At 30.6% G+C, this 25,377-nt stretch carries 35 protein-coding genes; 33 read left to right on the forward strand and 2 right to left on the reverse strand.

The annotated features are described in order from the left end of the window. The first annotated feature begins 1 nt into the window (after position 1). The 14 genes from C7U55_RS09495 to C7U55_RS09560 all read left to right on the forward strand — a co-directional run bounded on the left by C7U55_RS09495 (position 2) and on the right by C7U55_RS09560 (position 10,011). Complete coding sequence (locus C7U55_RS09495; RefSeq protein ID WP_106988371.1) at positions 2-682, forward strand: fructose-6-phosphate aldolase; 681 nt, start codon at positions 2-4, stop codon at positions 680-682. 116 nt (positions 683-798) lie between these two features. Continuing rightward, positions 799-1,815, forward strand: a complete 1,017-nt coding sequence (locus C7U55_RS09500) for an alpha-hydroxy-acid oxidizing protein (protein ID WP_106988372.1) — start codon at positions 799-801, stop codon at positions 1,813-1,815. 127 nt (positions 1,816-1,942) lie between these two features. Continuing rightward, positions 1,943-2,605, forward strand: a complete 663-nt coding sequence (locus C7U55_RS09505) for a helix-turn-helix transcriptional regulator (protein WP_106988373.1) — start codon at positions 1,943-1,945, stop codon at positions 2,603-2,605. A gap of 12 nt (positions 2,606-2,617) precedes the next feature. After that, positions 2,618-4,258, forward strand: a complete 1,641-nt coding sequence (locus C7U55_RS09510) for a putative manganese-dependent inorganic diphosphatase (RefSeq protein WP_106988374.1) — start codon at positions 2,618-2,620, stop codon at positions 4,256-4,258. Between the two features lies 1 nt (position 4,259). Next, positions 4,260-4,529 carry an RNA-binding S4 domain-containing protein gene (locus C7U55_RS09515; RefSeq protein ID WP_106988375.1) on the forward strand — a complete coding sequence of 90 codons (270 nt, stop codon included), beginning with the start codon at positions 4,260-4,262 and terminating at the stop codon, positions 4,527-4,529. Between the two features lie 87 nt (positions 4,530-4,616). Further along, positions 4,617-4,811 carry a hypothetical protein gene (locus tag C7U55_RS09520; RefSeq protein WP_106988376.1) on the forward strand — a complete coding sequence of 65 codons (195 nt, stop codon included), beginning with the start codon at positions 4,617-4,619 and terminating at the stop codon, positions 4,809-4,811. A 38-nt stretch (positions 4,812-4,849) separates the two neighbouring features. Next, positions 4,850-5,551, forward strand: coding sequence for a PD-(D/E)XK nuclease family transposase (locus C7U55_RS09525; protein WP_238046899.1), 702 nt, complete (start codon positions 4,850-4,852; stop codon positions 5,549-5,551). A gap of 78 nt (positions 5,552-5,629) precedes the next feature. Then, the gene (yabP, locus tag C7U55_RS09530) at positions 5,630-5,923 is read left to right on the forward strand and encodes a sporulation protein YabP (protein WP_048924712.1); all 294 of its coding nucleotides are present in this window, start codon (positions 5,630-5,632) and stop codon (positions 5,921-5,923) included. Next, a complete protein-coding gene (gene yabQ / locus C7U55_RS14255; protein WP_106988378.1) occupies positions 5,923-6,324 on the forward strand; it encodes a spore cortex biosynthesis protein YabQ in 402 nt (133 codons plus the stop codon). Before yabP ends, yabQ begins: the two co-directional genes overlap by 1 nt. Next, positions 6,306-6,599 carry a septum formation initiator family protein gene (locus C7U55_RS09540; protein ID WP_048924710.1) on the forward strand — a complete coding sequence of 98 codons (294 nt, stop codon included), beginning with the start codon at positions 6,306-6,308 and terminating at the stop codon, positions 6,597-6,599. The genes yabQ and C7U55_RS09540 overlap by 19 nt, the downstream gene beginning before the upstream one ends. Before the next feature lie 34 nt (positions 6,600-6,633). Continuing rightward, the gene (locus C7U55_RS09545; protein WP_106988379.1) at positions 6,634-7,389 is read left to right on the forward strand and encodes an alpha/beta hydrolase; all 756 of its coding nucleotides are present in this window, start codon (positions 6,634-6,636) and stop codon (positions 7,387-7,389) included. A gap of 1 nt (position 7,390) precedes the next feature. Beyond that, on the forward strand, positions 7,391-8,218 hold the full coding sequence (locus C7U55_RS09550; protein WP_106988380.1) for a Cof-type HAD-IIB family hydrolase: 828 nt from the start codon (positions 7,391-7,393) through the stop codon (positions 8,216-8,218). Beyond that, the gene (locus C7U55_RS09555) at positions 8,211-8,870 is read left to right on the forward strand and encodes a uracil-DNA glycosylase (protein WP_106988381.1); all 660 of its coding nucleotides are present in this window, start codon (positions 8,211-8,213) and stop codon (positions 8,868-8,870) included. Before C7U55_RS09550 ends, C7U55_RS09555 begins: the two co-directional genes overlap by 8 nt. Continuing rightward, positions 8,863-10,011 carry a bifunctional folylpolyglutamate synthase/dihydrofolate synthase gene (locus tag C7U55_RS09560; protein WP_106988382.1) on the forward strand — a complete coding sequence of 383 codons (1,149 nt, stop codon included), beginning with the start codon at positions 8,863-8,865 and terminating at the stop codon, positions 10,009-10,011. Before C7U55_RS09555 ends, C7U55_RS09560 begins: the two co-directional genes overlap by 8 nt. Positions 10,012-10,015: 4 nt before the next feature. Here C7U55_RS09560 and C7U55_RS09565 read toward each other — a convergent pair whose 3' ends face one another. Beyond that, positions 10,016-10,348, reverse strand: coding sequence for a spore coat protein GerQ (locus C7U55_RS09565; RefSeq protein ID WP_106988383.1), 333 nt, complete (start codon positions 10,346-10,348; stop codon positions 10,016-10,018). Between the two features lie 9 nt (positions 10,349-10,357). Continuing rightward, positions 10,358-10,777: a cell wall hydrolase gene (locus C7U55_RS09570; protein WP_106988384.1), complete on the reverse strand. Its 420-nt coding sequence runs from the start codon at positions 10,775-10,777 to the stop codon at positions 10,358-10,360. A gap of 189 nt (positions 10,778-10,966) precedes the next feature. Here C7U55_RS09570 and C7U55_RS09575 point away from each other — a divergent pair, with 189 nt between their 5' ends. The 19 genes from C7U55_RS09575 (at position 10,967) to adhE (ending at position 25,251) form a co-directional block, all read left to right on the forward strand. After that, positions 10,967-12,094: a glucose-1-phosphate adenylyltransferase gene (locus C7U55_RS09575; RefSeq protein ID WP_048924705.1), complete on the forward strand. Its 1,128-nt coding sequence runs from the start codon at positions 10,967-10,969 to the stop codon at positions 12,092-12,094. 14 nt (positions 12,095-12,108) lie between these two features. Then, positions 12,109-13,221 carry a glucose-1-phosphate adenylyltransferase subunit GlgD gene (gene glgD / locus C7U55_RS09580; RefSeq protein WP_048924704.1) on the forward strand — a complete coding sequence of 371 codons (1,113 nt, stop codon included), beginning with the start codon at positions 12,109-12,111 and terminating at the stop codon, positions 13,219-13,221. After that, positions 13,221-14,648 (forward strand): glycogen synthase GlgA, encoded by a 1,428-nt coding sequence (gene glgA, locus C7U55_RS09585; protein WP_106988385.1) that lies wholly within the window; start codon positions 13,221-13,223, stop codon positions 14,646-14,648. The genes glgD and glgA overlap by 1 nt, the downstream gene beginning before the upstream one ends. Positions 14,649-14,732: 84 nt before the next feature. After that, entirely contained in the window at positions 14,733-14,855 is a 123-nt protein-coding gene (locus C7U55_RS13980) for a type IV pilin protein (RefSeq protein ID WP_164488719.1), read from the forward strand. After that, on the forward strand, positions 14,852-15,178 hold the full coding sequence (locus C7U55_RS09590; protein ID WP_164488718.1) for a hypothetical protein: 327 nt from the start codon (positions 14,852-14,854) through the stop codon (positions 15,176-15,178). The genes C7U55_RS13980 and C7U55_RS09590 overlap by 4 nt, the downstream gene beginning before the upstream one ends. Continuing rightward, positions 15,144-15,377, forward strand: coding sequence for a hypothetical protein (locus C7U55_RS09595; protein ID WP_106988386.1), 234 nt, complete (start codon positions 15,144-15,146; stop codon positions 15,375-15,377). Before C7U55_RS09590 ends, C7U55_RS09595 begins: the two co-directional genes overlap by 35 nt. A gap of 103 nt (positions 15,378-15,480) precedes the next feature. Then, positions 15,481-16,002, forward strand: coding sequence for a hypothetical protein (locus C7U55_RS09600; protein WP_146139617.1), 522 nt, complete (start codon positions 15,481-15,483; stop codon positions 16,000-16,002). Between the two features lie 252 nt (positions 16,003-16,254). Beyond that, complete coding sequence (cysS, locus tag C7U55_RS09605; RefSeq protein ID WP_106988388.1) at positions 16,255-17,592, forward strand: cysteine--tRNA ligase; 1,338 nt, start codon at positions 16,255-16,257, stop codon at positions 17,590-17,592. After that, positions 17,592-17,981 carry a Mini-ribonuclease 3 gene (locus C7U55_RS09610; protein ID WP_106988389.1) on the forward strand — a complete coding sequence of 130 codons (390 nt, stop codon included), beginning with the start codon at positions 17,592-17,594 and terminating at the stop codon, positions 17,979-17,981. Before cysS ends, C7U55_RS09610 begins: the two co-directional genes overlap by 1 nt. 31 nt (positions 17,982-18,012) lie before the next feature. Then, positions 18,013-18,735 (forward strand): 23S rRNA (guanosine(2251)-2'-O)-methyltransferase RlmB, encoded by a 723-nt coding sequence (gene rlmB / locus C7U55_RS09615; protein ID WP_106988390.1) that lies wholly within the window; start codon positions 18,013-18,015, stop codon positions 18,733-18,735. Between the two features lie 18 nt (positions 18,736-18,753). Beyond that, complete coding sequence (locus C7U55_RS09620) at positions 18,754-19,344, forward strand: sigma-70 family RNA polymerase sigma factor (protein WP_106988391.1); 591 nt, start codon at positions 18,754-18,756, stop codon at positions 19,342-19,344. A 58-nt stretch (positions 19,345-19,402) separates the two neighbouring features. Beyond that, positions 19,403-19,552, forward strand: a complete 150-nt coding sequence (gene rpmG / locus C7U55_RS09625; protein ID WP_048924696.1) for a 50S ribosomal protein L33 — start codon at positions 19,403-19,405, stop codon at positions 19,550-19,552. Between the two features lie 12 nt (positions 19,553-19,564). After that, the gene (gene secE / locus C7U55_RS09630; protein WP_048924695.1) at positions 19,565-19,804 is read left to right on the forward strand and encodes a preprotein translocase subunit SecE; all 240 of its coding nucleotides are present in this window, start codon (positions 19,565-19,567) and stop codon (positions 19,802-19,804) included. A 3-nt stretch (positions 19,805-19,807) separates the two neighbouring features. Further along, positions 19,808-20,362 (forward strand): transcription termination/antitermination protein NusG, encoded by a 555-nt coding sequence (gene nusG / locus C7U55_RS09635; protein ID WP_048924694.1) that lies wholly within the window; start codon positions 19,808-19,810, stop codon positions 20,360-20,362. Positions 20,363-20,405: 43 nt separating this feature from the next. Then, positions 20,406-21,197, forward strand: coding sequence for an HAD family hydrolase (locus tag C7U55_RS09640; RefSeq protein ID WP_106988392.1), 792 nt, complete (start codon positions 20,406-20,408; stop codon positions 21,195-21,197). Between the two features lie 57 nt (positions 21,198-21,254). Further along, positions 21,255-21,422, forward strand: coding sequence for a hypothetical protein (locus tag C7U55_RS09645; RefSeq protein ID WP_106988393.1), 168 nt, complete (start codon positions 21,255-21,257; stop codon positions 21,420-21,422). Positions 21,423-21,473: 51 nt separating this feature from the next. Then, entirely contained in the window at positions 21,474-21,704 is a 231-nt protein-coding gene (locus C7U55_RS09650; protein ID WP_106988394.1) for a hypothetical protein, read from the forward strand. An 86-nt stretch (positions 21,705-21,790) separates the two neighbouring features. Further along, positions 21,791-22,486 carry a glycerophosphodiester phosphodiesterase family protein gene (locus tag C7U55_RS09655; protein ID WP_106988395.1) on the forward strand — a complete coding sequence of 232 codons (696 nt, stop codon included), beginning with the start codon at positions 21,791-21,793 and terminating at the stop codon, positions 22,484-22,486. Between the two features lie 119 nt (positions 22,487-22,605). Further along, the gene (gene adhE, locus C7U55_RS09660) at positions 22,606-25,251 is read left to right on the forward strand and encodes a bifunctional acetaldehyde-CoA/alcohol dehydrogenase (RefSeq protein WP_106988396.1); all 2,646 of its coding nucleotides are present in this window, start codon (positions 22,606-22,608) and stop codon (positions 25,249-25,251) included. Positions 25,252-25,377: the final 126 nt, after the last annotated feature.

Here is a 25,377-nt window from a genome sequence, read left to right on the forward strand (position 1 = left end):
AATGGAATTTATAATTGATACAGTAAATTTAGAAGATATAAAAGAAGCAGTAGAATATATGCCAATCGTAGGAGTAACAAGCAATCCTTCAATTGTGAAAAAAACAAGTCCAAAAGATTTCTTTAAACATATGAAAGAAGTAAGAGAAATCATTGGAAAAGAAAGAAGTCTTCATATTCAAGTGATTTCAAAAGAATGTGATGAAATCGTTAAAGAAGCTCATCGTATTCTAGAAGAAATCGATGATCAAGTCTATATCAAAGTACCTGTATCTTATGAAGGAGTTAAAGCTATTAAAAAACTAAAAGCAGAAGGAGTCAATGTCACAGCAACAGCTGTCTATGATTTAATGCAAGCCTATATGGCATTAGCGGCAGGGGCAGATTATATTGCACCTTATGTCAATAGAATAGGAAACCTAGGAAATGATCCAATGGAACTCATCAATGAACTCTCTAATAGAATTGTACAAGATGGATATGATTGTAAGATATTAGCAGCAAGCTTTAAAGGAGTGCAACAAGTAAGAGATGCTTTCAATTATGGAAGTCAAGCAATAACAGCACCCGTAGAAGTCTTAAAACAAATCTTTGCAAATCCAAGTATTGAAAAAGCGGTAAATGATTTCAATAGTGATTGGTATGATGTTTATGGGGAAGGTAAAGGTATTTGTGATTTATAATAATGATTAACTTGTTTGTACAAATTGTACAAACAAGTTTTTTTATAAAAATCTTGATTTCAATGAAAGCTCAGGTGTAAGCTTTAAGATGGAAAAATAAAGGATGAGGAAAAAGTATGAATGTAAATGAAATAAGAGAAAAAAGTAGAAGTGTGATAGGGCCTTATTGTAAATCATGTATGATGTGTAATGGAAAAGCTTGCTCTAATAAAATACCTGGACCAGGGGCTAAAGGTACAGGGACAGTAGCTATTAAAAACTATGATGCTTGGCAAAAGCTAGAAGTGAAAATGGATACCATTGCATCTAATAATGAAATAGATACTTCTTTTGAATTGTTTGGAAAAACATTTAAGTATCCTGTTTTTGCAGGACCAGTAGGTGCGGTTAGTCAACATTATAGTGATCTATATAATGATAATAGTTTTAATGAAGTGTACGTAAATGCTTGTGCAAAAAGTGGAATTGCGGCTTTTACTGGAGATGGTTTAAATGAAGAAATCATGATTCAAGCGACACGAGTGATTAAAGAAAATGAAGGTGTTGGTGTCCCAACGATTAAACCTTGGGATAAAGAAACATGTTTTGAAAAATTAAAACTTGCGAATGAATCCAATGCTTTTGCGATTGCGATGGATATTGATGCAGCAGGGCTTCCTTTTTTACAAGGAAGAATACCACCAGCTGGAAGAAAAAGTGAAGCAGAATTAAAAGAAATTATTGATTATGCCAAAGCGCCTTTTATTGTTAAAGGAATTATGTCAGTTGAAGGAGCACAAAAAGCCATCAATGCAGGTGCCCAAGGAATTGTTGTTTCAAATCATGGAGGAAGAGTTTTAGATGGAACTCCTGCAACAGCTGCTGTTTTAGAAGAAATTGCAGACAAATTCAAAGGACAAGTAAAAATCTTTGTTGATGGAGGAATCCGTAGTGGTTTAGATGTTTTTAAGGCTTTAGCTTTAGGAGCGGATGCAGTTATTATTACACGACCATTTGTCAACATGATTTACGGTGCTGGAAAAGAAGGTGTTGAAGCTTATGTTCAACAACTTGGACAAGAATTAGAAAATGTTATGATGATGACGGGTGTTTCTTCTTTAAAAGAAGTTTCTAAAAAGAATATTTATAAATAGAGTTCTTTGTGAAAAACAAAGATGCTCTTTTTTATTATAATAATAATTGTTGTTTATGAATTATTATCGTGATAATATATAGATATGAATTATTATCATAATAATAAGGAAATGAGGAAGAAAAAATATGTACAAAAGTTTAGAACCTTATGCAAAGCTTGTTGATTTTTTAAGTGCTGCACTAGGAGATAATTGCGAAGTAGCTTTACATGATTTAACATCAAAAGATCAAGAGATCGTAGCTATTTCAAATAATCCAATTTCAGGAAGAGAAGTTGGTGCGAAGTTGTCAAATTTATCATTACATTATTTAGAAGAAAAACAATATTTAGATCATGATTATGTTATGAACTATAAAACAGTAGGAAATGATGGTAAATTAATGAGAGCTGCGACTTATTTTATTAAAGAAGAAGGTCGTGAAATGCCTGTTGGTATGTTATGTATTAATGTCAATATTTCTGATTTAGAATATTTAACATCAACAATTAAAAAAATCTTAGGAATTAAAGAAGAAAAAGATATTGAATTTAAAATGGATAACCCAGTTGAAATCTTATCATCACCATTAGATGAAATGATTGATATGTATATTAAAGAATGTTTAGAAAAAATGGGATTCCCAAGTTATTTCTTAGCGGAAAGATTAAATGTTGATGAAAAAATAAAAGTTGTAAAATATTTACAAGAAAAAGGGACATTTAAGGTAAAAGGTGCTATTGTTTTAGTGGCAGAAAAACTTGCAGTATCGGAACCAACAGTGTATCGTTACTTAAAGAAAAATGTATAAAGGAGAAATTAAATGAGTGAAATTGTTTATGTAAGTGGACATAAAAATCCAGATACAGATAGTATTTGTTCAGCAATTGCATATAGTTATTTATTAAATGCGACAAATAAATATAATGCAGTTCCTGTACGTTTAGGGGAAGTCAATCGTGAGACAGAATATGTTTTAAAACGTTTTGGAGTAGAACATCCAGTTTTATTAAAAACTGTAAAACAAAAAGTAGAAGATTTAAATTATGATAAAGTGACTGTTTTTTCTAAAGATTTAACTTTAAAAACAGCATGGTTTTTATTAAAACAACAAAATTTAAAATCTGCACCTATTTTAGATGAACATGGTCAATTATTAGGTCTTTTATCTACTTCTAATATTATTGAAGGATATATGGATCAATGGGATAGTGAAGTATTAAAGAAAGCTAAAACTCCAGTTGAAAATGTTATTGATACATTAGAAGCAAATGTTATTTATTTAAATGAAGCTTTAAAAGTAATTAATGGAGATATTCACATTGCAGCAATGTCAGGAAATGAAGCTAAAAAACGTATTCATGAAAATGATGTTGTGATTGTAGGTGGAGATAGAAGTGATGATTTAGAAGAACTTATTTCAGTTAAGCCATCATTAATCATTTTAACTGGTTCTTTAACTTCAAATGAACACGTTGTAAATAAATGTAAGGAACAAGGAATTTCAATTGTTTCAACACCATTTAACACATATCAAACATCTCAACAAATTGTTCAAGCAGTTCCAGTTGAATATGTGATGATTAAAGGAGATATTAAAACATTCTCAACAGATGATACTTTAGATTACATGAAAGAAGTTATGTCTGAAACAAGATATCGTGGATATCCAGTTATCGATTTAAATAATCGTTGTGTAGGAAGTATCTCACGTTTTGCTTTATTAAAAGGATTAAGAAAAAAAGTTATTTTAGTAGACCACAATGAAAGAGGTCAATCTATTCCTGGTATCGAAGAAGCTGATATCTTAGAAATCGTCGATCACCACAGAGTTGCTGATATTCAAACAGTTGGACCATTATTATTTAGAGGGGAACCTTTAGGTTCAACAGCAACAATTGTGACTAGAATGTTTGAAGAACAAGATGTTGAAATGCCAAGCCATATTGCTGGATTATTATTAGGGGCGGTTGTTTCCGATACATTATTATTCAAATCACCAACATGTACACCAGTAGATACAAAAATTGCGAAAAAATTAGCTGAAATTGCTGGTGTGGATATTCAAGAATTTGCAATGGAAATGTTTAAAGCGGGAACTTCTTTAGTAGGTAAAACTGTAGATGAAATTTTTAATCAAGACTTCAAAAAATTCAGCTTTGATAACTTACAAGTTGGGGTTGCACAAGTAAACTCAATGGATATCGAAGGATTCTTACCATACAAAAAAGATATGTTAGACTATATGAATAAATTTGCGGAAGATAATAACTTAGAATTTACGTTATTATTACTTACAGATATTATCAACGCTAACAGTGAAATCTTTGTTGGTGGACCACGTCCAGAATTAGTAGAAAAAGCATTTAATGTTCAATTAACAGATCGTCAAGGAACATTAGAAGGTGTTATTTCTCGTAAAAAACAAGTCGTTCCAGCAATTACAGCTGTTATGAGTGAGTAAGATGAGATTAGATAAATTTTTAAAAGTATCAAGAATTATTAAAAGACGTACTTTATCAAAAGAAATTTCACAAAGTGAACGTGTTAAAGTCAATGGTAAAGTAGCTAAACCTTCAACAAAGTTAAAGGTTGGCGATATTATTGAAATTGAATTTGGTAGAACAATTCTTACAGTAAAAGTAAATCTTTTAAAAGAACATGTTTTAAAAGATGAAAGTACGATGCTTTATGAAATTGTTGATGAAAAAAGAAAAGAAACAAATGAACTTTAAAAAAGATAGATTATTTTCTATCTTTTTTTCATTTTTTGAAGAAAAAATGAAGAAGGGTGACGAATATACTTATAGGAGGAAAAGAAAATGAATGAAGAAATTAATATACCATTTTATAATGATCTATTATTCAAGTATTTCGTCTACAACAATGAAGATCAAGATTGCATGTATTTATTAAAAACCATCATTGAAACTGTGACACCAATAAGATGTAAAGAACTTCATGTGGTGAATTCTGAATTAATACCAAGTCGTTATGGAGAGAAAAATCAATTTTAGATGTAAGAGTACAAACAGAAGAAGGAGAGTTTATCAACATTGAAGTTCAATCACAAGGAATCTTTGAAAGCTTGCATAAAAGACTTCAATTCTATGTCTTTAAAAACATTGCTTCACAAATAGAAAGTGGAGATGATTATCGAAAACTGCAACCTGTTTATCAAATTGCCTTATTTAATGATGAAGAACAAGAACATCATGAATTGATAAGAGAATACGCTTCATTAGATAAAAAATATCATGATGATAAAGGAAGTCTATATCATGTCTATTATATATTTTTAAAGGAAATTGATCGAATCATTGAGGAAAAAGGGAAAGACAATTTAGATGATTTAGAAGAGTTAAGTTATCTGATTGAAAAAGGAAGTAAGTGTAATAGAATAAACCTAACAAAGGTGGGACGAATCATGAAAAATAAATATGATAAGTTTATGGAAGATATGAATCTAAGAGAAGAAGCTTGGGTCTATGAAAAAGCAGAGTTTGATAAGAAAGCACATTATTATGATGGAGAAGCAAAAGGATTGGTTCGTGGAAGGGTTGAAGGAAAGGCAGAACAAGTCGTAAAATTTTCTCAAAAGAAATACCCAAATGAAGATACAAGTTGGTTAGAAAGTCTTACCGAAAAACAATATGATGAAATCTTTGATAAGTTGTTAAATGATGAGAATTTAGACGAAATAAAACATAGAATAGATGAGATGAAAAAAGTTGTTAGTTTCTTTATGAAAATATAAGGAAATGAACACAAAAATGATTAAAAGAGTGAGTGTTAAATATTCTCTTTTTTCATATACTTTAGGGGAGGGAGATATATGGATAATCAAATACATTTTGAACAAACACCTTATCATCATGTTTATTTAAAGGATCGTAAAACATTGGAACTTACAGGTATTAAAAAAATAGAAAGTTTTGATTCATTAGAATTTCTAATTGAAACATCATTAGGTTACTTAAATATTAAAGGAACAGATTTAGCGTTGGTACGCTTTGATCAAGAAAAAAAGGAAGTAAGTATTAAAGGAAATATTGATGGTCTTTCTTATTTATCTAATAAAAAGATGACAAAAGGAAAAGATACAATGTTGAATAAACTCTTGAAATAATGGATTTAGTTACACAAATACAGGGAATAGGCTATTCATTTGTCTACGGGATTGTCTTTACCTTTATGTATCATCTTATTTATAGTAATCTCGTCAAGATTAAGTTCAAGTATCTACGTTACTTTCTGCAGATTTGTTGTGGGATTTTATTTGCTGGTATCTATTTTACGGGTCTATTTTTTATAAATGAAGGTGTTTTGCGTTTTTATTTTTTAGTAGCTTTATTATTTGGTTTAATTATTTATCAAAATTATATGCACCAACAAATGATGATTGTCATTTATTATATAAACAAAGCAATAGATTATGTATTTTTTCCTATCCGCTTTGTTTTTTTGAGGTTTAATGCTATAATGAGGTCTATAAAGAAGAGGGTGAAAAGATGTCAAAAAAAAGATTAAGAAAAACATATAAACCAACAGCTTATATCTTAATTGGATGCTTTTTAATGTACATCTTATTATCACAAGCAATGGCCGCTTTTTCTCGTCAAGATGATATAAAAAAACTCGAAAATGAAGTAGCTGCGGTCAAAAAAGAGAAAAAAGAACTTGAAAACGAAGTTGAACTTTTAAATGATGATGATTATGTAACACGATATGCACGAGAAAATTATGTTTTTACAAGAGATGGTGAACAAGTTGTCATCTTACCAGATATAGATCAAGAAAAATAAGCGAATTGCTTATTTTTTTATTAGGAGAAGTTGTATGATTATAAAAGAAAAAATAGAAATGAAATCTTTGAAAAGAGAAAGAGATATTATTATTTATGTACCCGATGATTATCTAACATCTAAAAAAAGATATCCTGTTTTATTTATTAATGATGGACAAAATGCGTTCTTTGATGAAGAAGCTTATATTGGTAAAAGTTGGGGATTTCTTGAAAGTATAAAAAAATTACAAATTGATGTTATTTTAGTGGCAATTTATTGTAACTTTGAACCTTTAAAAAGAGAAGATGAATATGGACCATGGGTCATGTCACAAGATCTGTCACAAGAATTTCAATCAAATCGTTTAGTAGGTGGAGAAGGAAAAGCTTATGTTCATTTTCTAACGACTGAATTGAAACCATACATAGATCAAAGATTTCCTACAAAAATAGATGATTATGGAATTGTTGGAAGCTCCATGGGAGCACTTATTTCGTTTTATGCCTTTTTAAGATATCCAACGATTATTAAAAAGTGCGCTATACTTTCAAGTGCTTTTTGGATTTATGAACAAGAATTCGTAAATTTATTGAAAGTCACAGCAATAAGTCATAATATGTTGTATATGGATGTCGGTGGACAAGAAGATGATGAAAGATATGTTTCAAGTAATGAACATATTAAAAAATGTGTAGAGGGGAAATTGAAGGATTTTCAATATCGTTATTTTCCTGAAGGAAAACACAGTGAATATCATTGGTCTCAAAGAGTACCGATCTTTTTAAAAATGTTTTATGGAGGAAAGTAATATGTATCGTATCATGTTTTCGGATTTAGATGAAACTTTATTAGTAAATCATCATGTACCAAAAGTGAATCAAGAAGCTATTTTCAAAGCAAGAGAAAAGGGATTAAAGTTTGTTCCTTGTACAGGAAGAGCTTTTAATATGATTCCTGAGATTTTAAAGGAAATTGGAACCTATGATCAAGAGGAAGAATATTCTCTATGCTTTAATGGCGGATTGATTGTAGAAAATAAAAATAATAAAATACTTCATTTTAAAGGACTTGAATTTGATATAGCTAAAAAAATATTTGAAAATGCTAGAAATTTAGATGTATGTGTACTTGTTTTTACATTGGATTGTTGTTATATCTTCCATGCGGATGAAAATGAAATTGAAAGAAAAATAGCTCAAAAAGCAAAGTTTGAAGTAATTGAAGATTATAATTTAGATTTTTTAAAGGATGAAAAGATTGCGAAGATTCTTTATGAAAAAAGAGATATGGACTTTTTAAAAAGTTTAGAAACAAAATTACCACAAAGCATAAAAGAAACATGTAGTGTAGCTTTTTCAAGTGGTCGTTATATGGAAATGAATACTAAGGGTGTCGATAAAGGCTATGGAATGCGTTGGCTTGTAAATTATCTAGGCTATGATATGGATGAAACCATTGGTATTGGTGATAATTATAATGATGTTGAAATGATTAAAACTGCAAAACTTGGTTGTGCTGTGGCTTGTGCAAATGATGATATTAAAGAACTTGCTCAATATGTTACTGAAAAAGATTATGATGAAGGGGCAGTAAGTGAAGTTGTTGAAAAATTTATTTTAGGAGAAAATCATGAATAGATTTAAAACGATTGTAGAAATTGAATCACAAAAAGAATATTATCAAAAATTACATAAAATTATTGATCAAGAATATCAAACAAAAACAATTTATCCACCAAAACAACAGATTTTTAGAGCATTAAATCTTTGCAATTTTGATGACGTCAAAGTTGTGATTTTAGGACAAGATCCTTATCATGAACCTCATCAAGCTAATGGACTTGCTTTTTCTGTTACCAAAGATGTGCGTATTCCGCCAAGTCTTGTCAATATTTATAAAGAGATTCATGATGATTTAGGATTGCCTATTCCAAATCATGGTGATTTGACATATTGGGCAAAACAAGGTGTTTTATTACTTAACAATGTTTTAACGGTAGAAAAAGGAAAAGCAAATTCACATAAAGGACTTGGTTGGGAAACCTTTACTTTAAATGTCGTGCATTATTTAAATGAAAGAGAAAAACCACTGGTCTTTATTCTTTGGGGAAAGAATGCGATTGAAAAGAAAAAATACATTGATTCAAGACATCTTGTTTTAACAAGCGTTCATCCTTCTCCGTTATCGGCTTATCGTGGTTTCTTTGGTTCACGTCCTTTTTCTAAAACAAATGAGTTTTTAATTAAAAATGGGATGACACCAATTGATTGGAGTATCCCTAATGTTTAAGACAATTAAAGAAGCTTTATCTTTTATTGAATCACAAAGAGTAAAACGTTCTTTTGAAGACTTTCAAAAGATTGTAGATCGCTATCATTTTAATGTGAATTTAAAAAATGTGATTCATGTTGCAGGAACAAATGGAAAAGGATCGACTGTAACTTTTATTAAAGACTTATTAATGACACAAGGTTATCATGTAGGAACTTTTACCTCACCTTATATTATTAAACATAATGAAAGAATAGCGGTTGATGGAAAACCAATCAGTGATTTGGATTTATTAAGACTTATTAATCAACTTTATCCAATCATAGAAAAAGAACATCTTTCAATGTTTGAAATAGATACCCTTATTATGCTTTCTTATTTCAATGAGCTTGATTTAGATTATCATGTTATTGAATGTGGAATAGGTGGACTTAATGATAAAACGAATGTAATTCAAAGCAAGATTGCGGTAATCACAAATATTGGCTATGATCATCAATTTATGTTAGGAAATACCCTATTAGACATAGCTTGTCATAAAGCAGGAATTATCAAAGAAAGAGTTCCTTTATTTACAACAGAGAAAAATCAAGAGATTTTAACTTATTTTCAAAAAGTGTGTAAAGAAAAACAAAGTACTTTTTATCATGTAGAAATTCCGGATAGTCATCACTATCCTTATCCTATTTCTTTTAAAGAAAATGATTATCTTCTTTACTTACCATCTTATCAAGTGGATAATCTTTTACTTGCTTTACATGTTGTTTCTTCTTTAATAGAGTTAAAAAGAGGAGATATTGAAAGCGTTATTGAGCATTTTATATGGCCTTGTCGTTTTGAACGATTTGGTTCTCTTTATTTAGATGGCGCACATAATATTAATGGTATTATGGCTCTGATTCAAACAATTAAGGAAAGAAATTTAGAAGATGTAGGGATCGTTTTTAGTTCTTTAATAGATAAAGATGGAACGAAAATGTTGGAGTTATTAAAGAATTATGATGTAATGCTTGCTGATTTTGAAGATGAAAGAAGTCAAGGAGGACATATTTCTTATCAAGAAGCAATTTCAATAATGAAAGAAAAACATAAAAATGTTGTTGTGACAGGATCACTTCATTTTGTTTCAACAGTTCGTCAATATGTAATAAGTGCGTAAGCACTTATTTTACTTTATGTTGATAATCTAAAGGTTCACCAAATTCGGCCCAAAGTAAGTAGACAAGAAGCAACATAATTGTTTGTCCCGTTTCAGTTACAATAATAAAATGATCCCTTCCTGCTTGTTGAATGGTTCCAGTATAGATTTTATCATTCCATGCTTTAGAACCTGTATAACTAAAATAAAAAGTTCCTTTTTTACCAACATTAACTCTTAAAATATTTTCGACATAAGTTTGTTCAGCAGGTTGAGCAGGTGGCGTGGGTGTTTCTTGTCGAGTTGGCATTTCTTCCTCTTTAACTAGATAAGGATTTAAGTCATCAAAATAATCCATAGAAGCCTCCTATAAATCACAATTATCTTTTAAACCTAGATTGTAAAAACAATGTTTTTTATATCTTCCTGAAAATCTTCCAAAGAAGGTTTCAGGACACTCAACATTGGTTCCAGGATTTTTAAACCATAAGGCGTTCGTGGCAGGTTCATTTCGATAGCCATTGATACAACGTAAGGCAATGGCTTTTTCACTTTGGTTAACGGGTTCATTAAAAAGGGGTTGTCCTACGCCAGCAAATTGATTTGTTTGATAAATTACTTCACTTAACGTTCTTACGTTTCTAAAAATATCACAATTTGCGACAACACGATTGACAACGACATTTCCTACAAGTAACATCCCTTCTTCGCCCTCCCCTAAAGCTTCAGATTTTATCAATCTCGCTAAAAGTTCGACTTCTTTTTCGGTATATGAAATTCTAGCCATGTTTTCACCTCAAAATAATTTATGATAATTCTTTCAATTTATGCTTAAAAAGGAGTACAATTAAATTAGCCTAAAAATTTAGTCTATATTTATGAAAATCTTTAATAATTCCGTGAATTATATAGGAATTTATGATAAGATAATTATATAGATTAAAGCGCTTACATTTTTGTATAGGAGGAGTTAAAAATGGGAAAAGAAATTGTCGCTATGATTTTAGCTGGAGGGCGTGGAACACGTTTAAAAGAACTAACAGCAAAAGTCGCAAAACCGGCAGTTCACTTTGGGGGAAAATATAGAATTATTGACTTCCCTCTTAGTAACTGTGCAAATTCAGGAATTGATATTGTAGGTGTACTTACACAATATGAATCTGTATTACTTGGAACTTATGTAGGAGCAGGTACAAAATGGGGATTGGATGGAGCAAACTCACTTGCTGCAATCTTACCTGCACGTGAAAGAGATGAAGTTGGAGCTACATGGTATGCTGGTACTGCCGATGCCATCTATCAAAACTTAGATTTCTTAGATCGCTATGACCCAGAATATGTGTTAATTTTATCAGGAGACCATATTTATAAAATGGAATATGATCAAATGTTAGAAGCACATAAACAACGTGGTGCAGATGCTACTATTGCAGTATTAAATGTATCACTTAAAGAAGCAAGTCGTTTTGGTATTATGAATGCTCATGATGATGGAACTATCTATGAATTCGAAGAAAAACCAGAACATCCAAAATCAACTTTAGCATCAATGGGTATTTATATCTTTACTTACAAACAATTACGTAAATACTTAGTTGCTGATGCAAAAGATAAAGATAGTAAACATGACTTTGGTATGAATATCATCCCAGCAATGTTGAATGACAATAAAAAACTTTATGCTTGGGAATTTGATGGATATTGGAAAGATGTTGGTACTGTAGATAGTTTATGGGAAGCAAACATGGACTTACTTAAAGACAAAGATTTAGATTTATATAATATCAAAAAAGATTGGAAAATCTATACTGAAGATACTTTAGGAAAACCTCAAATTATCGGTGAAAAGGCTGATGTTAAAAATTCTCTTGTAACTCAAGGGTGTATGGTAAATGGAACAGTAGAAGGATCTGTTTTATTTAATAATGTCAATGTTGGTGAAGGAGCAAAAGTTGTTGATTCTGTATTAATGCCAGGTGTTCTTGTAGAAGAAGGTGCAGAAATATATAAAGCCATTATTGATGAAAATGTAGTTGTTAAAGCTGGTACTGTCATTAATTCAGAAGCTAAAGAAGTTGAATTAGTGAGCGATAATAGTAGATAGAGGGGGAAGTAAAGATGGCAAAAGTTATTGGTTTAGTAAACTTACATTCAGATATAGAATTTGCAGGATTGACAGAAAGAAGACCAGTGGCCTCTGTAAGCTTCCTTGGTCGTTATGGAATTATTGACTTTGTTTTATCAAATATGTCAAATTCAAAAATTGATGCAGTAGGGGTTATGATTCAACAAAAACCTCGTTCATTATTTAAACATTTAGGAAATGGTAATTCATGGAACTTCAACCAAAAAGCTGGGGGTGTTTCATTACTTTATAATGAAAAATATGCTAACGATCCTAAATACAATCATGATATCAACAATTTAGTTGAAAATATTCATTTCTTAGAAACAAGTAATTCAGACTATGTAGTAATTGCTCCAGCGCATATTATTACAACAATGGATTACAATGATGTTATCACAGCTCATGAAAAATCAGGAGCATCTATTACAATGGTTTATCGTAAAGCAAAAGATGCTGATGTTGCTTGGGTTGGTTGTGATGTTTTAGACATCGATAAAGATGGTTTATTAACTGGTAAAACAATTAATAAAGGAACAAGAAAAAGACAAAATATTTCATTAGAAACTTATGTCATTAATACAAAAGAGTTATTAGAAATCATGAAAAAAGCACATAAGATTTCTGCATTCTATGATTTAAAAGATATTTTAGGATATTTATGTGACGAAAAACAAATTCACACTTATGAATACAAAGGATATGCACGTTGTTTAGATTCTACAGCTGCTTATTTCAAATATTCACTAGAAATGTTGGATATCGATATTTCTTCACGCGTCTTTAAATCAAATTGGCCAATTTATACAAATACAAATGATACACCACCAACTAAATACTTAGAAAATGCAAAAGTGAAAAAATCATTCGTTGCTAATGGTACAGTTATTGATGGTACAATTGAAAATAGTATTATTGGTCGTGAAGTTATTATTGGAAAAGGTGCAGTTATCAAAAACTGTGTTATTTTCTCAGGGTCTAAGATTGCGCCAAATGCAGTATTAGAAAACGTTATTATTGATAAACGTGCAAAAGTTGAAAAAAAATTAGAATTAAAAGGAACAGAAAATAATCCACTTTACATTAAAGAAGGAGATCGTGTTTAATGAGAGTTATGTATGTTGCCAGTGAAGCTACTCCTTTTATTAAATCCGGTGGCTTAGCTGACGTTATTGGTTCATTACCAAAGGAAACAGCAAAGAAAGATGTTGAAAGTATTGTTGTTATTCCTAAATACCAAGATATGAAATTTGTTGATCAAATTGAATACGTAACAAATTTTGATATCTATATGGGATGGCGTAAACGTTATTGTGGTATTTTCAAAGCTGAAGTTGATGGTGTCACTTTCTACTTCATTGATAATGAACAATATTTTGGTAGACCTGGTTTATATGGATACGATGATGATTATGAAAGATTTGCTTTCTTTGATTTTGCAGTCTTAGAATTAATTAGTCATTTAAATATTAAACCTGATGTTTTACAATTAAATGATTGGCAAACAGCAATGATTGCGATGCTTTATAAGGAAAGATATTGTTATTATGATTATTATCAAAATATTAAACTTGTATTCACAATTCACAATATTTTATACCAAGGTAAAGCTGATCCACATATTTTAGAAGAGTTTTTCGCACTTGATAGCTATCTTTATTATAACGGTAACTGTCGTAATGATGGATGTTTAAATATGATGAAAGCGGCAATTTTCTATAGTGATGTTATTACGACAGTTTCCCCTACTTATGCAAGGGAAATATTGACAGATCAATATGGTGAAGGTTTACAATCGATTCTTGAAATGAGAAAACATGATCTTTATGGTATTTTAAATGGTGTTGATTATGATGTGATCAATCCAAGTAAAGATCAAACAATTGTGAAAAAATATTCACCACGTTCTGTAAAAACAGGTAAATTAGAAAATAAACTTGCTTTACAAAGACAAGTTGGATTACCTGAAGATTCTAAAGTTGCTTTAATCGGTATTGTTACAAGACTTACAGAACAAAAAGGACTTGATTTGATTATTAATCAATTTGAAGCAATGTGTCAAAGACGAGTTCAAATTATTATCTTAGGATCAGGAGATCGTATGTATGAAGATGCTTTAAAAGGTGTTGCTTGGGAACACAAAGATAAAGTTTCTTTCCAATGTAAATATGACTTTGTTTTATCAAATCGTATTTATGCTGGATGCGACATGTTCTTAATGCCTTCACTGTTTGAACCATGTGGTTTATCACAAATGATGTCATTAAAATATGGAACAATTCCTATTGTAAGAGAAACAGGTGGCTTGGCTGACAGTGTTCAACCATATAATGAATTTGAAGGAACAGGAACAGGATTTAGTTTCTATAACTACAATGCTCATGAAATGATGGATACAATAGATTATGCATTGCATACATTCTATGATTGCCCAGAAGCATGGGATGCCATGGTTCAAAGAGCAATGGCAGAAAAACTTGATTGGGATGCTAGTGCAGAACAATATATTCGTTTATTTGCTTCGTTGCTTTAAGATAAAAAGTGTCGGTAAAACCGATACTTTTTTCTTGAATGAAAATCAATAATAAGCTATGATACATGTAAAATATAAGGAGGCATTTATGAAAAAAATAAAAGAGGATTTACATTAGTGGAAATTATTGTTGTACTTGTCATACTTGCTATCCTTGCAGCCATAGCCGTTCCAACAACGTTTGGTTATGTAGATGAAAAGAAGTGAGAGAACTAGCAAAGTTAAGAGAATCGTTAATTGCATCACAGGTGACATTTGTAAAATCAGCGGCTTTTGGTGAAATTGGGAAGGATGTCACCAATGAAACAGGTAGTACGAATTACTACCTTACTGATAATCAAAATAAAAGTATTCAAAAATACTTAGATACAAAGCCTTATGTTTTGATTTATGGAATTGGTGCACCGAGTTATTATGGTGGAACCTCTAAAGAGGCAAGTAATGTTTACTGTATAATTTATCAAAAAGATAATAATAGTAAACCATGGTGCTACGATGAAAAAATGGTCACATCGATATTTGTGGAATAAAGATGGTGCAAAACCTGGTGAAGATGTAACACGTGCTATGTATACTATAGATGGATATAACAGAATGAGAAATGTAAAAGATAGCAAGAATGAAGATGCTCGTGTTGCAATGTGTTATGGTTATGTTTATGGTAACCTTTGTCAAAATAGTGGAAGTTATTCAGAAATATGGAATGTTATTAAAAAACTTAGTGAATAAGTCAGCTTATAAAGGCTGATTTTTTCTTTTGGAACAAATTGGGCTTGGACTGGTGTTGTCAAAGGAGAAAAACTTGTGTAAAATGTTAAAAAGAGGTGATGACATGAAAAACATAATAAAAGTAATGATGGTATTTATTTGTGTTGTTTCATTAGTTGCTTGTGGGAAAAAGGATGAAACGGTTTCTACAAATAAAGATGGTACGTTATATGAAGCAGGGGTAGGTGTTTCGTTTTATTATCCTAATGATTTTCAATTATCCGAAACAGATAAAAGTGATGGAGTAATACGCTTTGTAAAGGAAAATCAAGTTTTGTTTTATAAAGTTGAAAAGAACGAGTATGATAATGATACAACTCAACTTTCAGAACTTTATAAAGGAGAATTAGAATCTTCAGGTGTTTCTTCTTTAGAAGTGAAGACACCGGCTTTAGAAAGTGGCTTAAAATGTTATGAGTATAAAGGAAATTATGTGGAAAATGGTTTGAAGTTTATTCATTTAGTGTATTTTGATGAGCAAAGTACCTATATTTATGGATATGAAGCGAACAGTAAAGATTTTAAAAAGAATTATAAGAGAATGATTGTTTATTTAGAGTCTTTTACGAAGACATCAGGATTGTAAAATTGTTATTTTGTGATAGAATGAAGTCAATAAAAATAAATTATAGGTAAGAGAAGTATATAGAGGATATTTTTTAGAGAGGACATGAGGGTGGAAATTGTCTAAATGAATTTATAGAAATGCACTTACTTGAGTCTTTTGAAAAGAAAGAACGTTGATTGCGTTAAGATCGTCATAAAGCATCATCTATCTGGTGGAAGAACACGTTAGTGTCTAGATAGTGAATGCTTTTTTTGTTAGAAGGAGGAGCTTATGAAATTATTTAATACACTAACAAATAAAAAAGAAGAGTTTAAACCTTTAAAAGAAGGTGAAGTAAGTATTTATGTATGTGGACCAACAGTATATAACTATGTTCATATTGGAAATACAAGACCAATGATTGTTTTTGATGTTTTAAGAAGAACGTTTGAATATCAAGGAAATAAAGTAACATTTGTTTCTAACTTTACTGATGTTGATGATAAAATCATTAAAGCCGCAAAACAAGAAGGAATCAGTGAAAAAGAATTAACAGATAAATATATCAAAGCTTATGAAGATGTAAGAAGAGATTTGAACTTAGAATTTCCTACTTATGCACCACGTGTTACAGAAACAATGGATCAAATTATTGCATTTATTGAAAAACTTGTAGAAAAAGGATATGCCTATGAAGTTGAGGGAGATGTTTATTTTAGGGTTTCTAAAGTAAAAGAATACGGTGAACTTTCAGGAATTAAAATTGAAGATCTTGTAGCTGGGGCAAGTGAACGTGTAGAAGATAAGGGTGTTAAAGAAGAATCTACAGATTTCGCCTTATGGAAAAAGACTGATGAAGGTATTCAATTTGATAGTCCTTGGTCAAAAGGTAGACCAGGATGGCATACAGAATGTGTTGTTATGATCAATGATATTTTTGAAAATGGTAGGATTGATATTCATGGTGGAGGACAAGATTTAAAATTTCCACATCATGAAAATGAAATTGCACAATCAAGAGCGCTTAACGGTCATCCAATTGCGGATACATGGATGCATAATCAAATGATTAATATTAATAATGAAAAGATGTCTAAATCTTTAGGTAATGTTATTTGGGCTAAAGATTTAATTAAAGAACTTGGTTGTAATGTGTATAAATGGTTTATGTTATCAAGTCATTATCGTAATCCTTTAAATATGACGAATGAAATTATTGAAGGAGTTAAAAAAGAAGTCGCTAAGGTAGAAAATGTTTTAAAACAAACTTCTCTTTATTTACAAATTAATCATCTAAAAGAAAGTGATTATAATAAGGAAACAGTAGATCGTATGGTGAACGCTTTATCTGATGATTTAAACACTTCTTTAGCATTAACTGAAATCTTAAATCAAGTTAAAGTATTAAATCAAGTAATGCGTGTTAAAGAAAAAGATGCAACTGTTATTTCAAAAGAATATCAAACTTTATTAAAAATGTGTGATGTGATTGGTTTTGTTTTCAAACCAAAACAATTAGATGATGAAGAATTAGCTACTTATAAAAAATGGTTAGATGCAAAAGTTGAAAAAGACTTTGGAAAAGCAGATCAATATCGTGATATTTTAATTAAGAAAGGAATTATTTAATGAATCCAGACTTTATAAATCCGCTTGTTCTTGCTTATTTAGGTGATAGTGTTTTAGAACTTTTGGTAAGAGAGTATCTTATTAACAATGATCTACAAAAAGTAAATGAGCTCTATCAAAAAGCAACACACTATGTAAGTAGTAAAGCTCATGAAGATTTTATCTTGTATATTTTAGAACAAAACTTTCTAACAGAAAAAGAAGTTGGTATTTTTAAAAGGGGAAGAAATACAAAAACCAATAAAAGAGATTCGAAAGAACATCGTTATTCAACAGGATTTGAATGTCTAATTGGTTATTTATATTTAAATAATCAACAAGAGAGAATCTACGAAATCTTTGATGAGTTTAAAAAACGTGTGAATGAACTCGAAAATGAAGAAATTTGACACAAATTTGAGACAAAAAATGGAGAAAAATATGAAACAATATATATATGGAAAAAATCCTATCATGGAAGCATTAAAGGGTGCGAGTGTTTATAAGATTTATATGTTGAATGGGCATAAAGATCAAAAGATTTTTGACTTATGTAAACGAAATCAAATTCCTTTAGAGTTTGTGGATAAAAAAGAATTTGATAAAAAAGTTGGAAAAGTTGTTCATCAAGGGGTAATGGCTTATATTGAAAATTATCGTTATTACTCAATAGATGAAATCTTAAATTCTATTCAACCAGAGAAACAACCATTATTATTAATGCTTGATGGTTTAGAAGATCCACACAATTTAGGTGCAATATTAAGAACATGTGATGCTATTGGTGTTGATGGTGTCATTATTGGAAAAAATCGAAGCGTAGGTTTAAATGCAACGGTTGCTAAAGTATCTACAGGGGCGATTCATCATGTCAAAGTGGCACAAGTCACAAATCTTACAAGGACTTTAGAAGATTTAAAGAAAAAGTCATTCTGGATCGTAGGTTGTGAACTTGAAAACAGCCAAGATTATCGTAGTGTGGATTACAATATGCCAACTGTTTTAGTCATTGGTTCGGAAGGTTTTGGTATGTCACGTCTTGTTAAGAAAAGTTGTGATATCAATGTTGTTTTACCAATGGAAGGACATGTTAATTCCTTGAATGCTTCAGTGGCAGCATCTGTTCTTCTCTATCAAGTATATAATTCAAGACACCCTTTATAAAAAGAAAGGGGATAAACTATGATAGCGTACAATGAACAAGAATTAATTTATTTATATCATTTGGGTTCAATGAGGGCCTATGAAATATTATTAAGTGAATATCGAAAATTTATTTATGCTTATGCAAATCGCTATGATAGTGGTATTGAATATTCAGAAGATTCGCTTCAAGAAATGATGATTTCACTTTCTCACGCTTTTGAAGCTTATCGCATTGACAAAAATACTTCTATGCGTACTTACTTTTTCTATGTAATTAAATCCTCATTAAGTACAAAAAAAAGAATGGTTTATCGGAAAATTCGTTATCTTGATGATAAAAAGAAAATTTCTTTAGATCAAAATATCTATGGAACAAGTATAAAAGTAGAAAACGTCATTGCAGATACCAAAAAAACGTATCGACCAGAATGTCAATTAGAGATTCAAAATCGAGAGCAAATATCTTTAGATGTTTTAGAAAAGAAAGCTTCGCCTTTAGAAAAAGAGGTTGTTTATTATTTACAACTAGGCTATAAGTTTAAAGAAATAGCAGAAATACTTGGTGTCGATATTAAATGTATTTATAATGCGCATTATCGCTTGCGAAAAAAAGTACGTTGTAAATAAGATTGACTATGAATTTCTTTTATGCTAAATTATAGTAGCATAGAAATGAGTTGATATTATGAAGGAAAAAGTCATTTTAGTGTGTAGTGAATGTTTATCAAGAAACTATACAATGACAAAAAATAAAAGATTAAATGTAAACAGATTAGAATTAAATAAATATTGTAAACGATGTGGTAAACATACTTTACATAAAGAAACGAAATAAGGAGGTTGACTCGTGTTTGGTAAAAAAGCTGAGACAGAAGTAGTTGAAGAAGTAGAACATGAATTACGTTTTAAAGAATGGTTTAATTTAAAAGGTATTCGTGAAGAAATTAAAAAAGTTCATTGGTTAACAAAAAAAGAATTATTTAATAATTCAGTAGTTGTATTAGTATTTACTTTTGTAATGGGATTATTCTTCTTCGGGGGAGATGCCGTTATTGCATTTATTTTAAAAGCATTGGGGATGGATTAGATTATGGCAGGAATGAATGATGAAGGTAGACAATGGTATGTCGTTTGTACATACAATGGTCATGAAAATAAAGTAAAAGAAAACTTAGAAAAACGTATTGAATCAATGGGATTACAAGATTGTTTATATAATATTATTATCCCAGAACATGTTGAAACAATTATTAAAGATGGTAAAAAAATTAATAAAGTAACAAATATGTTCCCAGGATATGTTCTTGTAGAAATGGTTATGACTGATGAAGCGTGGTACGTTGTACGTAATACATCAGGAGTATCTGGATTTATTGGTTCTTCAGGTGGTGGAGCAAAACCTTTCCCGCTTCAAAAACATGAATTAGATCCTATTTTAAAGAAAATGGGTATTTCTACATCAGCTGTTGAAATTGATTATGCTGTTGGTGATGAAGTTAATGTTATTTCAGGACCTTTTGCTGGTAAAAGTGGAACAGTTGAATCAATTGATTTTGAAAAAGAAAATGCAAAAGTTCTTATTGATTTTTTAGGTAATCAAACACCTATGGAAATTGAATTAGTTGCATTAGAAAAAGCATTCTAGGACAAATGTTTTATACATTTGTCTTTTTGTTAGGAGGAAGAAAATGACTAAATTATTTTTCTTTGATATTGATGGAACATTAATTGAATGTAATAAAGGTCTTTATGAAATATCAAAAACAAATAGACAATCGTTTGATGTCTTAAAAGAAAAAGGACATGATGTCTTTTTGGCAACGGGAAGATGTAAATGTTTTATAACAGATGGAGTTATGAATTATCCGTTTAGTGGCTATGTCACATGTAATGGGGGTTATGTAGAATATAAAGGAAAAGCTCTTTATAAAGCAATTGTTCCAGCAAAAGCAATTGAAGAAACTATTAAATTATCAAAAGAACATCATTTTAGTTTTTATTTTGAAAGCAATGATTTTATTTATGTTTTAGATCGAAATGAACCAAGACATGTTGAATTTGCGAAAAATTGGGGAATGAAAGATGAAACAATCATTGATGATTTTGATCCACAAGAAATAGAAGCTTATATTGGTATGATTGTTATCAATTCTAAAGAGGATATTCCGGTTTTAGTAGAAACGTTATCACCTTATTTTGATATCCAAAGACATCAAACAGGTTATTCTTTTGATTTGACTTTAAAAGGTGTTTCAAAAGCGGTAGGAATTAAAAAACTTGTAGAAGCTTTAAATAAAGATATGCAAGATACAATTGCTTTTGGTGATGGAAGAAATGACTTAGAAATGTTAGAAGAGGTAAATACCGGTGTTGCTATGGGAAATGCAGTTCCAGAAGCAAAAGCAGTAGCAAATGAAGTATGCCAAGATGTTATCAATGATGGAATTACACTATGGTTGAAGGAACACGACTTTATTTAAAGTGTTCTTTTTTTTGTTATAATGGATGCGGTGATGATATGAAAGAAAAAATTTGTAATGAAAGACATTGTGGAAATGGCTGGTGTTGGAAAAACTATAGTTTCTTGTTATTTTAATGAAGACTATGTTAAAGATTTTGAAGAAATTGATAATGGTTTTGATATCTATGCAGCTCACTCTTTCTTGGATGAAAAAGGAAGAAGAATACTCATTGGTTGGATGTGACTTCCTGATGTCGATTATACGATTCCAACAGTAGAAAATACTATTTTTGAATTGCACATTTCAAAAATCCAAGATCAATTTTCTTTAAAACTAAGAAGTGATTTTACTTTAGAAAACGAAAATAGTCTTTTAATGAAAGTAGGATATGGACGTAAACAAAGACATTTAAAAGTTGATCATTTAGATTATATAGTGATTTTTAGTGAATGGAGTTCTTTAGAGTGTGATCAAGAAGTTGAACTTTATTATTTAGACTCTTTTAAAATAATGTGTGAAAAGTAGGCTTAACAAAAGTCTGCTTTTTATATAACAAATTTTTGGTGTATTCTTAACAATAAAAGAGTAAAATGTTTTTAGGAGGTGAGACTATGTTGTTGTTTGGACATAGGGGCTATAGTGATCAATATCCTGAAAATACAATGTTGGCTTTTGAAAAGGCTATCGAAAATGGTTTTGATGGAATTGAAACAGATGTTCATAAAACAAAAGATGGCGTTCTTGTTTTATGTCATGATGAAAAAATAAATCGAACTAGTAATGGAAAAGGTTATATCAAAGATATGACTTATGATGAACTTTGTACTTATAATTTTGGAACAAAGGAAAATCCTCAAAGAATTCCTGCATTGAAAGATCTCTTGGAATTATGTAAAGGCAAAAAAATAAAAATTAATTTAGAAATTAAAACAAATAAGATCCAATATTCAGGAATAGAATTAGAAAGCTATCAAATGATTAAAGAGATGGGAATGTTAGATCAAGTATTGTTTTCGAGTTTTTCTATTGAATCTCTTTATAAATTAAGAGCGATTGATTCATCTTTATATTTAGGATATCTTTTTGAAGATGATTATGAAAAGAATAAACAATTATGTTTAACACAAAAATTACATGTCCATGTACGAGAAGATTATTTAGATGAAGATGAAATTGCACTTTATTTAAAACATGGATTAGATATTAATACATGGGGTGTAACAAATCGTTTTCGTTATGGTTATTTTAAGGAAAAAGGTGTAAATATTGTCATAGCAAACAAAAATTTCAAGAAGCTAAAAATGTAATCGCTTACGTTGTTTTTTTTACCCATCAAACGTGCGATAATACTTGTTTTTTGCATGTTTTTCATGTAAGATGTTGGTGTACAAATGAAAAATTTCACAATAAATATGGAGGAAATAAAATGGCAGAAAAAAAACCTGTACAACAAGCTGTCCCAACTGAAGCAGAAACTGATGCTCATGTTGATGACCTTGTAAACAAAGCTTTAAAAGCTTTAGAAGAATTTGAAGATTTTACACAAGAACAAGTAGACTACATCGTTGCTAAATGTTCTGTAGCTGGGTTAGACCATCATGGTATTTTAGCTGAAGCTGCAGTTAACGAAACAGGACGTGGAGTATTTGAAGATAAAGCTGTTAAAAACTTATTTGCATGTGAATATGTTACTAATAATTTACGTCATTTAAAAACAGTAGGAATCATCAATGAAGATCCATTAACTGGAATTACTGAAATTGCAGAACCAGTAGGTGTTGTTTGTGGTATCGTTCCAACAACTAACCCAACTTCAACAGTAATTTTCAAATCATTAATCGCTTTAAAAACAAGAAACCCAATCATTTTCTCGTTCCACCCAAGCGCTCATGAAAGTTCAAAACAAGCTGCAATCGTTATTAGAGATGCTGCTATTGCTGCTGGTGCACCAGAAAACTGTATTCAATGGTTATCTATTAAATCTATGTATGCAACTAATGCATTAATGAATCACCCAGGTGTTGCAACTATTTTAGCAACTGGTGGTAACGCAATGGTTAAAGCTGCATATTCATGTGGTAAACCTGCTTTAGGTGTAGGTGCTGGTAACGTACCTGCATATGTTGAAAAAACATGTGTATTACCAAGAGCTGTAAATGATATCGTATTATCAAAATCTTTCGACAATGGTATGATTTGTGCTTCTGAACAAGCTGCAATCGTAGACCAAGAAATCTACAGTGATTTCATGAAAGAAATTAAAAGATTCCATGTTTACTTTGTAAACAAAGAAGAAAAAGCTAAACTTGAAAAATTCATGTTTGGTGCAGAAGCTTATTCAGACAATGTTGCTCAAGCTAAATTAAATCCTAATGTTGTAGGTAAACCTGCTGAATGGATTGCTGAACAAGCTGGATTTAAAGTTCCTGCTGAAACACAAATTATCTGTGCAGAATGTAAAGAAGTAGGACCAAATGAACCATTAACTAGAGAAAAATTATCTCCAGTATTAGCTATCTTAAAAGCTAAAAGCACTGATGATGGTATCGCTAAAGCAGCTGCAATGGTTGAATTTAACGGTTTAGGTCACTCTGCTGCAATTCATACAGAAGATCATGAAATTTCTAAAAAATTCGGACATGCATGTAAAGCAATCCGTATCATTGAAAACGCTCCATCAACATTCGGTGGTATTGGATCAGTATATAATGCATTCATTCCATCGTTAACATTAGGTTGTGGTTCTTACGGACATAACTCAGTATCTAACAACGTAAGTGCTGTTAACTTAATCAATATTAAGAGAATAGGGAGACGTAATAACAATATGCAATGGGTTAAACTTCCTCCAAAAGTATACTTTGAAAAGAATTCAATTAGATACTTAAGAGATATGAAACATATGGAAAAAGCCATGATCGTTACTGATAGAAGTATGGTAAATCTTGGTTATGTTGAAAAAATCGAAGACGTTATTAGAAGAAGACGTAATCATGTAGATATCGAATTATTCTTTGATGTTGAACCAGATCCAAGTATTGATACTGTAAGAGAAGGGGTAGAATTAATGAGAAAATTCGAACCTGATTGTATCATCGCTTTAGGTGGGGGATCATCAATGGATGCTGCTAAAGTTATGTGGTTAATGTATGAAAACCCAGAAGTTAACTTTGATGATATCAAACAAAAATTCATGGATATCAGAAAACGTGCTTTCAAATTCCCTGAATTAGGTAAAAAAGCAAAAATGATCTGTATCCCAACTACATCAGGAACTGGATCAGAAGTTACTCCTTTCGCAGTTATCACTGATAAGAAAGAAAACAAAAAATATCCATTAACTGACTATGCTTTAACTCCAACTATCGCTATCGTTGACCCTGAATTCGTAATGTCATTACCAGGAGCAATCGCTGCTGATACAGGTATCGACGTATTAACTCATGCAGTTGAAGCTTATGTTTCAATCTTAGCATCTGACTTTACTGATGGATGGGCTAAACAAGCTGTTAAATTAGTATTTGAATACTTAGAAGAATCAGTTAAGAAAGGTACTCCAATTGCAAGAGAAAAAATGCATAACGCTGCAACTATCGCAGGTATGGCATTCGCTAATGCGTTCTTAGGAATGAACCACTCATTAGCTCATAAAATTGGTGGGGAATGGCATATTCCACATGGTAGAACAAATGGTATCTTATTACCACACGTAATTAGATATAACGGAACTATTCCAACTAAATTAAATATCTGGCCAAAAATTGAAAACTATAAAGCTGATGTTAAATTCATGGAATTAGCTCAATTAATTGGATTAAATCCTAAGACTCCAGCTGAAGGTGTTGAAATGTTCGCTGATGCTTGTGAAGAATTATGTCACAAAGTAGGTGTTGTATCTAACGTAGAATCTCAAGGTATCTCAAGAGAAGCTTGGGAAGAATCAGTTCATAGAATTGCTATGAATGCTTACGAAGATCAATGTACACCAGCTAACCCTAGAATGCCTATGGTTAAAGATATGGAAGATATCTTACGTAAAATTTACGATTACAAAAACAAATTTGATAAATAATGATAAAGGTAGGCATGTCCTACCTTTTCTTTTATGTTAAGATAAAGTTCATAATTAATTCATATAGAATTGTTATATTAATCATGTCAGATGAAGACAATATAATAAACAAGTATAAGTGACCCC

Origin of the sequence: Faecalibacillus faecis (assembly GCF_003024675.1) — a bacterium.
GTDB classification, from domain to species: Bacteria; Bacillota_I; Bacilli_A; order Erysipelotrichales; family Coprobacillaceae; genus Faecalibacillus; species Faecalibacillus faecis.

Coding starts and splice junctions, on each gene's coding strand:
- C7U55_RS09495 (WP_106988371.1), top strand. CDS start 2: ATGGAATTTATAATTGATACAGTAAATTTAGAAGATATAAAAGAAGCA.
- C7U55_RS09500 (WP_106988372.1), top strand. CDS start 799: ATGAATGTAAATGAAATAAGAGAAAAAAGTAGAAGTGTGATAGGGCCT.
- C7U55_RS09505 (WP_106988373.1), top strand. CDS start 1,943: ATGTACAAAAGTTTAGAACCTTATGCAAAGCTTGTTGATTTTTTAAGT.
- C7U55_RS09510 (WP_106988374.1), top strand. CDS start 2,618: ATGAGTGAAATTGTTTATGTAAGTGGACATAAAAATCCAGATACAGAT.
- C7U55_RS09515 (WP_106988375.1), top strand. CDS start 4,260: ATGAGATTAGATAAATTTTTAAAAGTATCAAGAATTATTAAAAGACGT.
- C7U55_RS09520 (WP_106988376.1), top strand. CDS start 4,617: ATGAATGAAGAAATTAATATACCATTTTATAATGATCTATTATTCAAG.
- yabP (WP_048924712.1), top strand. CDS start 5,630: ATGGATAATCAAATACATTTTGAACAAACACCTTATCATCATGTTTAT.
- yabQ (WP_106988378.1), top strand. CDS start 5,923: ATGGATTTAGTTACACAAATACAGGGAATAGGCTATTCATTTGTCTAC.
- C7U55_RS09540 (WP_048924710.1), top strand. CDS start 6,306: ATGTCAAAAAAAAGATTAAGAAAAACATATAAACCAACAGCTTATATC.
- C7U55_RS09545 (WP_106988379.1), top strand. CDS start 6,634: ATGATTATAAAAGAAAAAATAGAAATGAAATCTTTGAAAAGAGAAAGA.
- C7U55_RS09550 (WP_106988380.1), top strand. CDS start 7,391: ATGTATCGTATCATGTTTTCGGATTTAGATGAAACTTTATTAGTAAAT.
- C7U55_RS09555 (WP_106988381.1), top strand. CDS start 8,211: ATGAATAGATTTAAAACGATTGTAGAAATTGAATCACAAAAAGAATAT.
- C7U55_RS09560 (WP_106988382.1), top strand. CDS start 8,863: ATGTTTAAGACAATTAAAGAAGCTTTATCTTTTATTGAATCACAAAGA.
- C7U55_RS09565 (WP_106988383.1), bottom strand. CDS start 10,348: ATGGATTATTTTGATGACTTAAATCCTTATCTAGTTAAAGAGGAAGAA.
- C7U55_RS09570 (WP_106988384.1), bottom strand. CDS start 10,777: ATGGCTAGAATTTCATATACCGAAAAAGAAGTCGAACTTTTAGCGAGA.
- C7U55_RS09575 (WP_048924705.1), top strand. CDS start 10,967: ATGGGAAAAGAAATTGTCGCTATGATTTTAGCTGGAGGGCGTGGAACA.
- glgD (WP_048924704.1), top strand. CDS start 12,109: ATGGCAAAAGTTATTGGTTTAGTAAACTTACATTCAGATATAGAATTT.
- glgA (WP_106988385.1), top strand. CDS start 13,221: ATGAGAGTTATGTATGTTGCCAGTGAAGCTACTCCTTTTATTAAATCC.
- C7U55_RS09595 (WP_106988386.1), top strand. CDS start 15,144: ATGAAAAAATGGTCACATCGATATTTGTGGAATAAAGATGGTGCAAAA.
- C7U55_RS09600 (WP_146139617.1), top strand. CDS start 15,481: ATGAAAAACATAATAAAAGTAATGATGGTATTTATTTGTGTTGTTTCA.
- cysS (WP_106988388.1), top strand. CDS start 16,255: ATGAAATTATTTAATACACTAACAAATAAAAAAGAAGAGTTTAAACCT.
- C7U55_RS09610 (WP_106988389.1), top strand. CDS start 17,592: ATGAATCCAGACTTTATAAATCCGCTTGTTCTTGCTTATTTAGGTGAT.
- rlmB (WP_106988390.1), top strand. CDS start 18,013: ATGAAACAATATATATATGGAAAAAATCCTATCATGGAAGCATTAAAG.
- C7U55_RS09620 (WP_106988391.1), top strand. CDS start 18,754: ATGATAGCGTACAATGAACAAGAATTAATTTATTTATATCATTTGGGT.
- rpmG (WP_048924696.1), top strand. CDS start 19,403: ATGAAGGAAAAAGTCATTTTAGTGTGTAGTGAATGTTTATCAAGAAAC.
- nusG (WP_048924694.1), top strand. CDS start 19,808: ATGGCAGGAATGAATGATGAAGGTAGACAATGGTATGTCGTTTGTACA.
- C7U55_RS09640 (WP_106988392.1), top strand. CDS start 20,406: ATGACTAAATTATTTTTCTTTGATATTGATGGAACATTAATTGAATGT.
- C7U55_RS09645 (WP_106988393.1), top strand. CDS start 21,255: ATGAAAGACATTGTGGAAATGGCTGGTGTTGGAAAAACTATAGTTTCT.
- C7U55_RS09655 (WP_106988395.1), top strand. CDS start 21,791: ATGTTGTTGTTTGGACATAGGGGCTATAGTGATCAATATCCTGAAAAT.
- adhE (WP_106988396.1), top strand. CDS start 22,606: ATGGCAGAAAAAAAACCTGTACAACAAGCTGTCCCAACTGAAGCAGAA.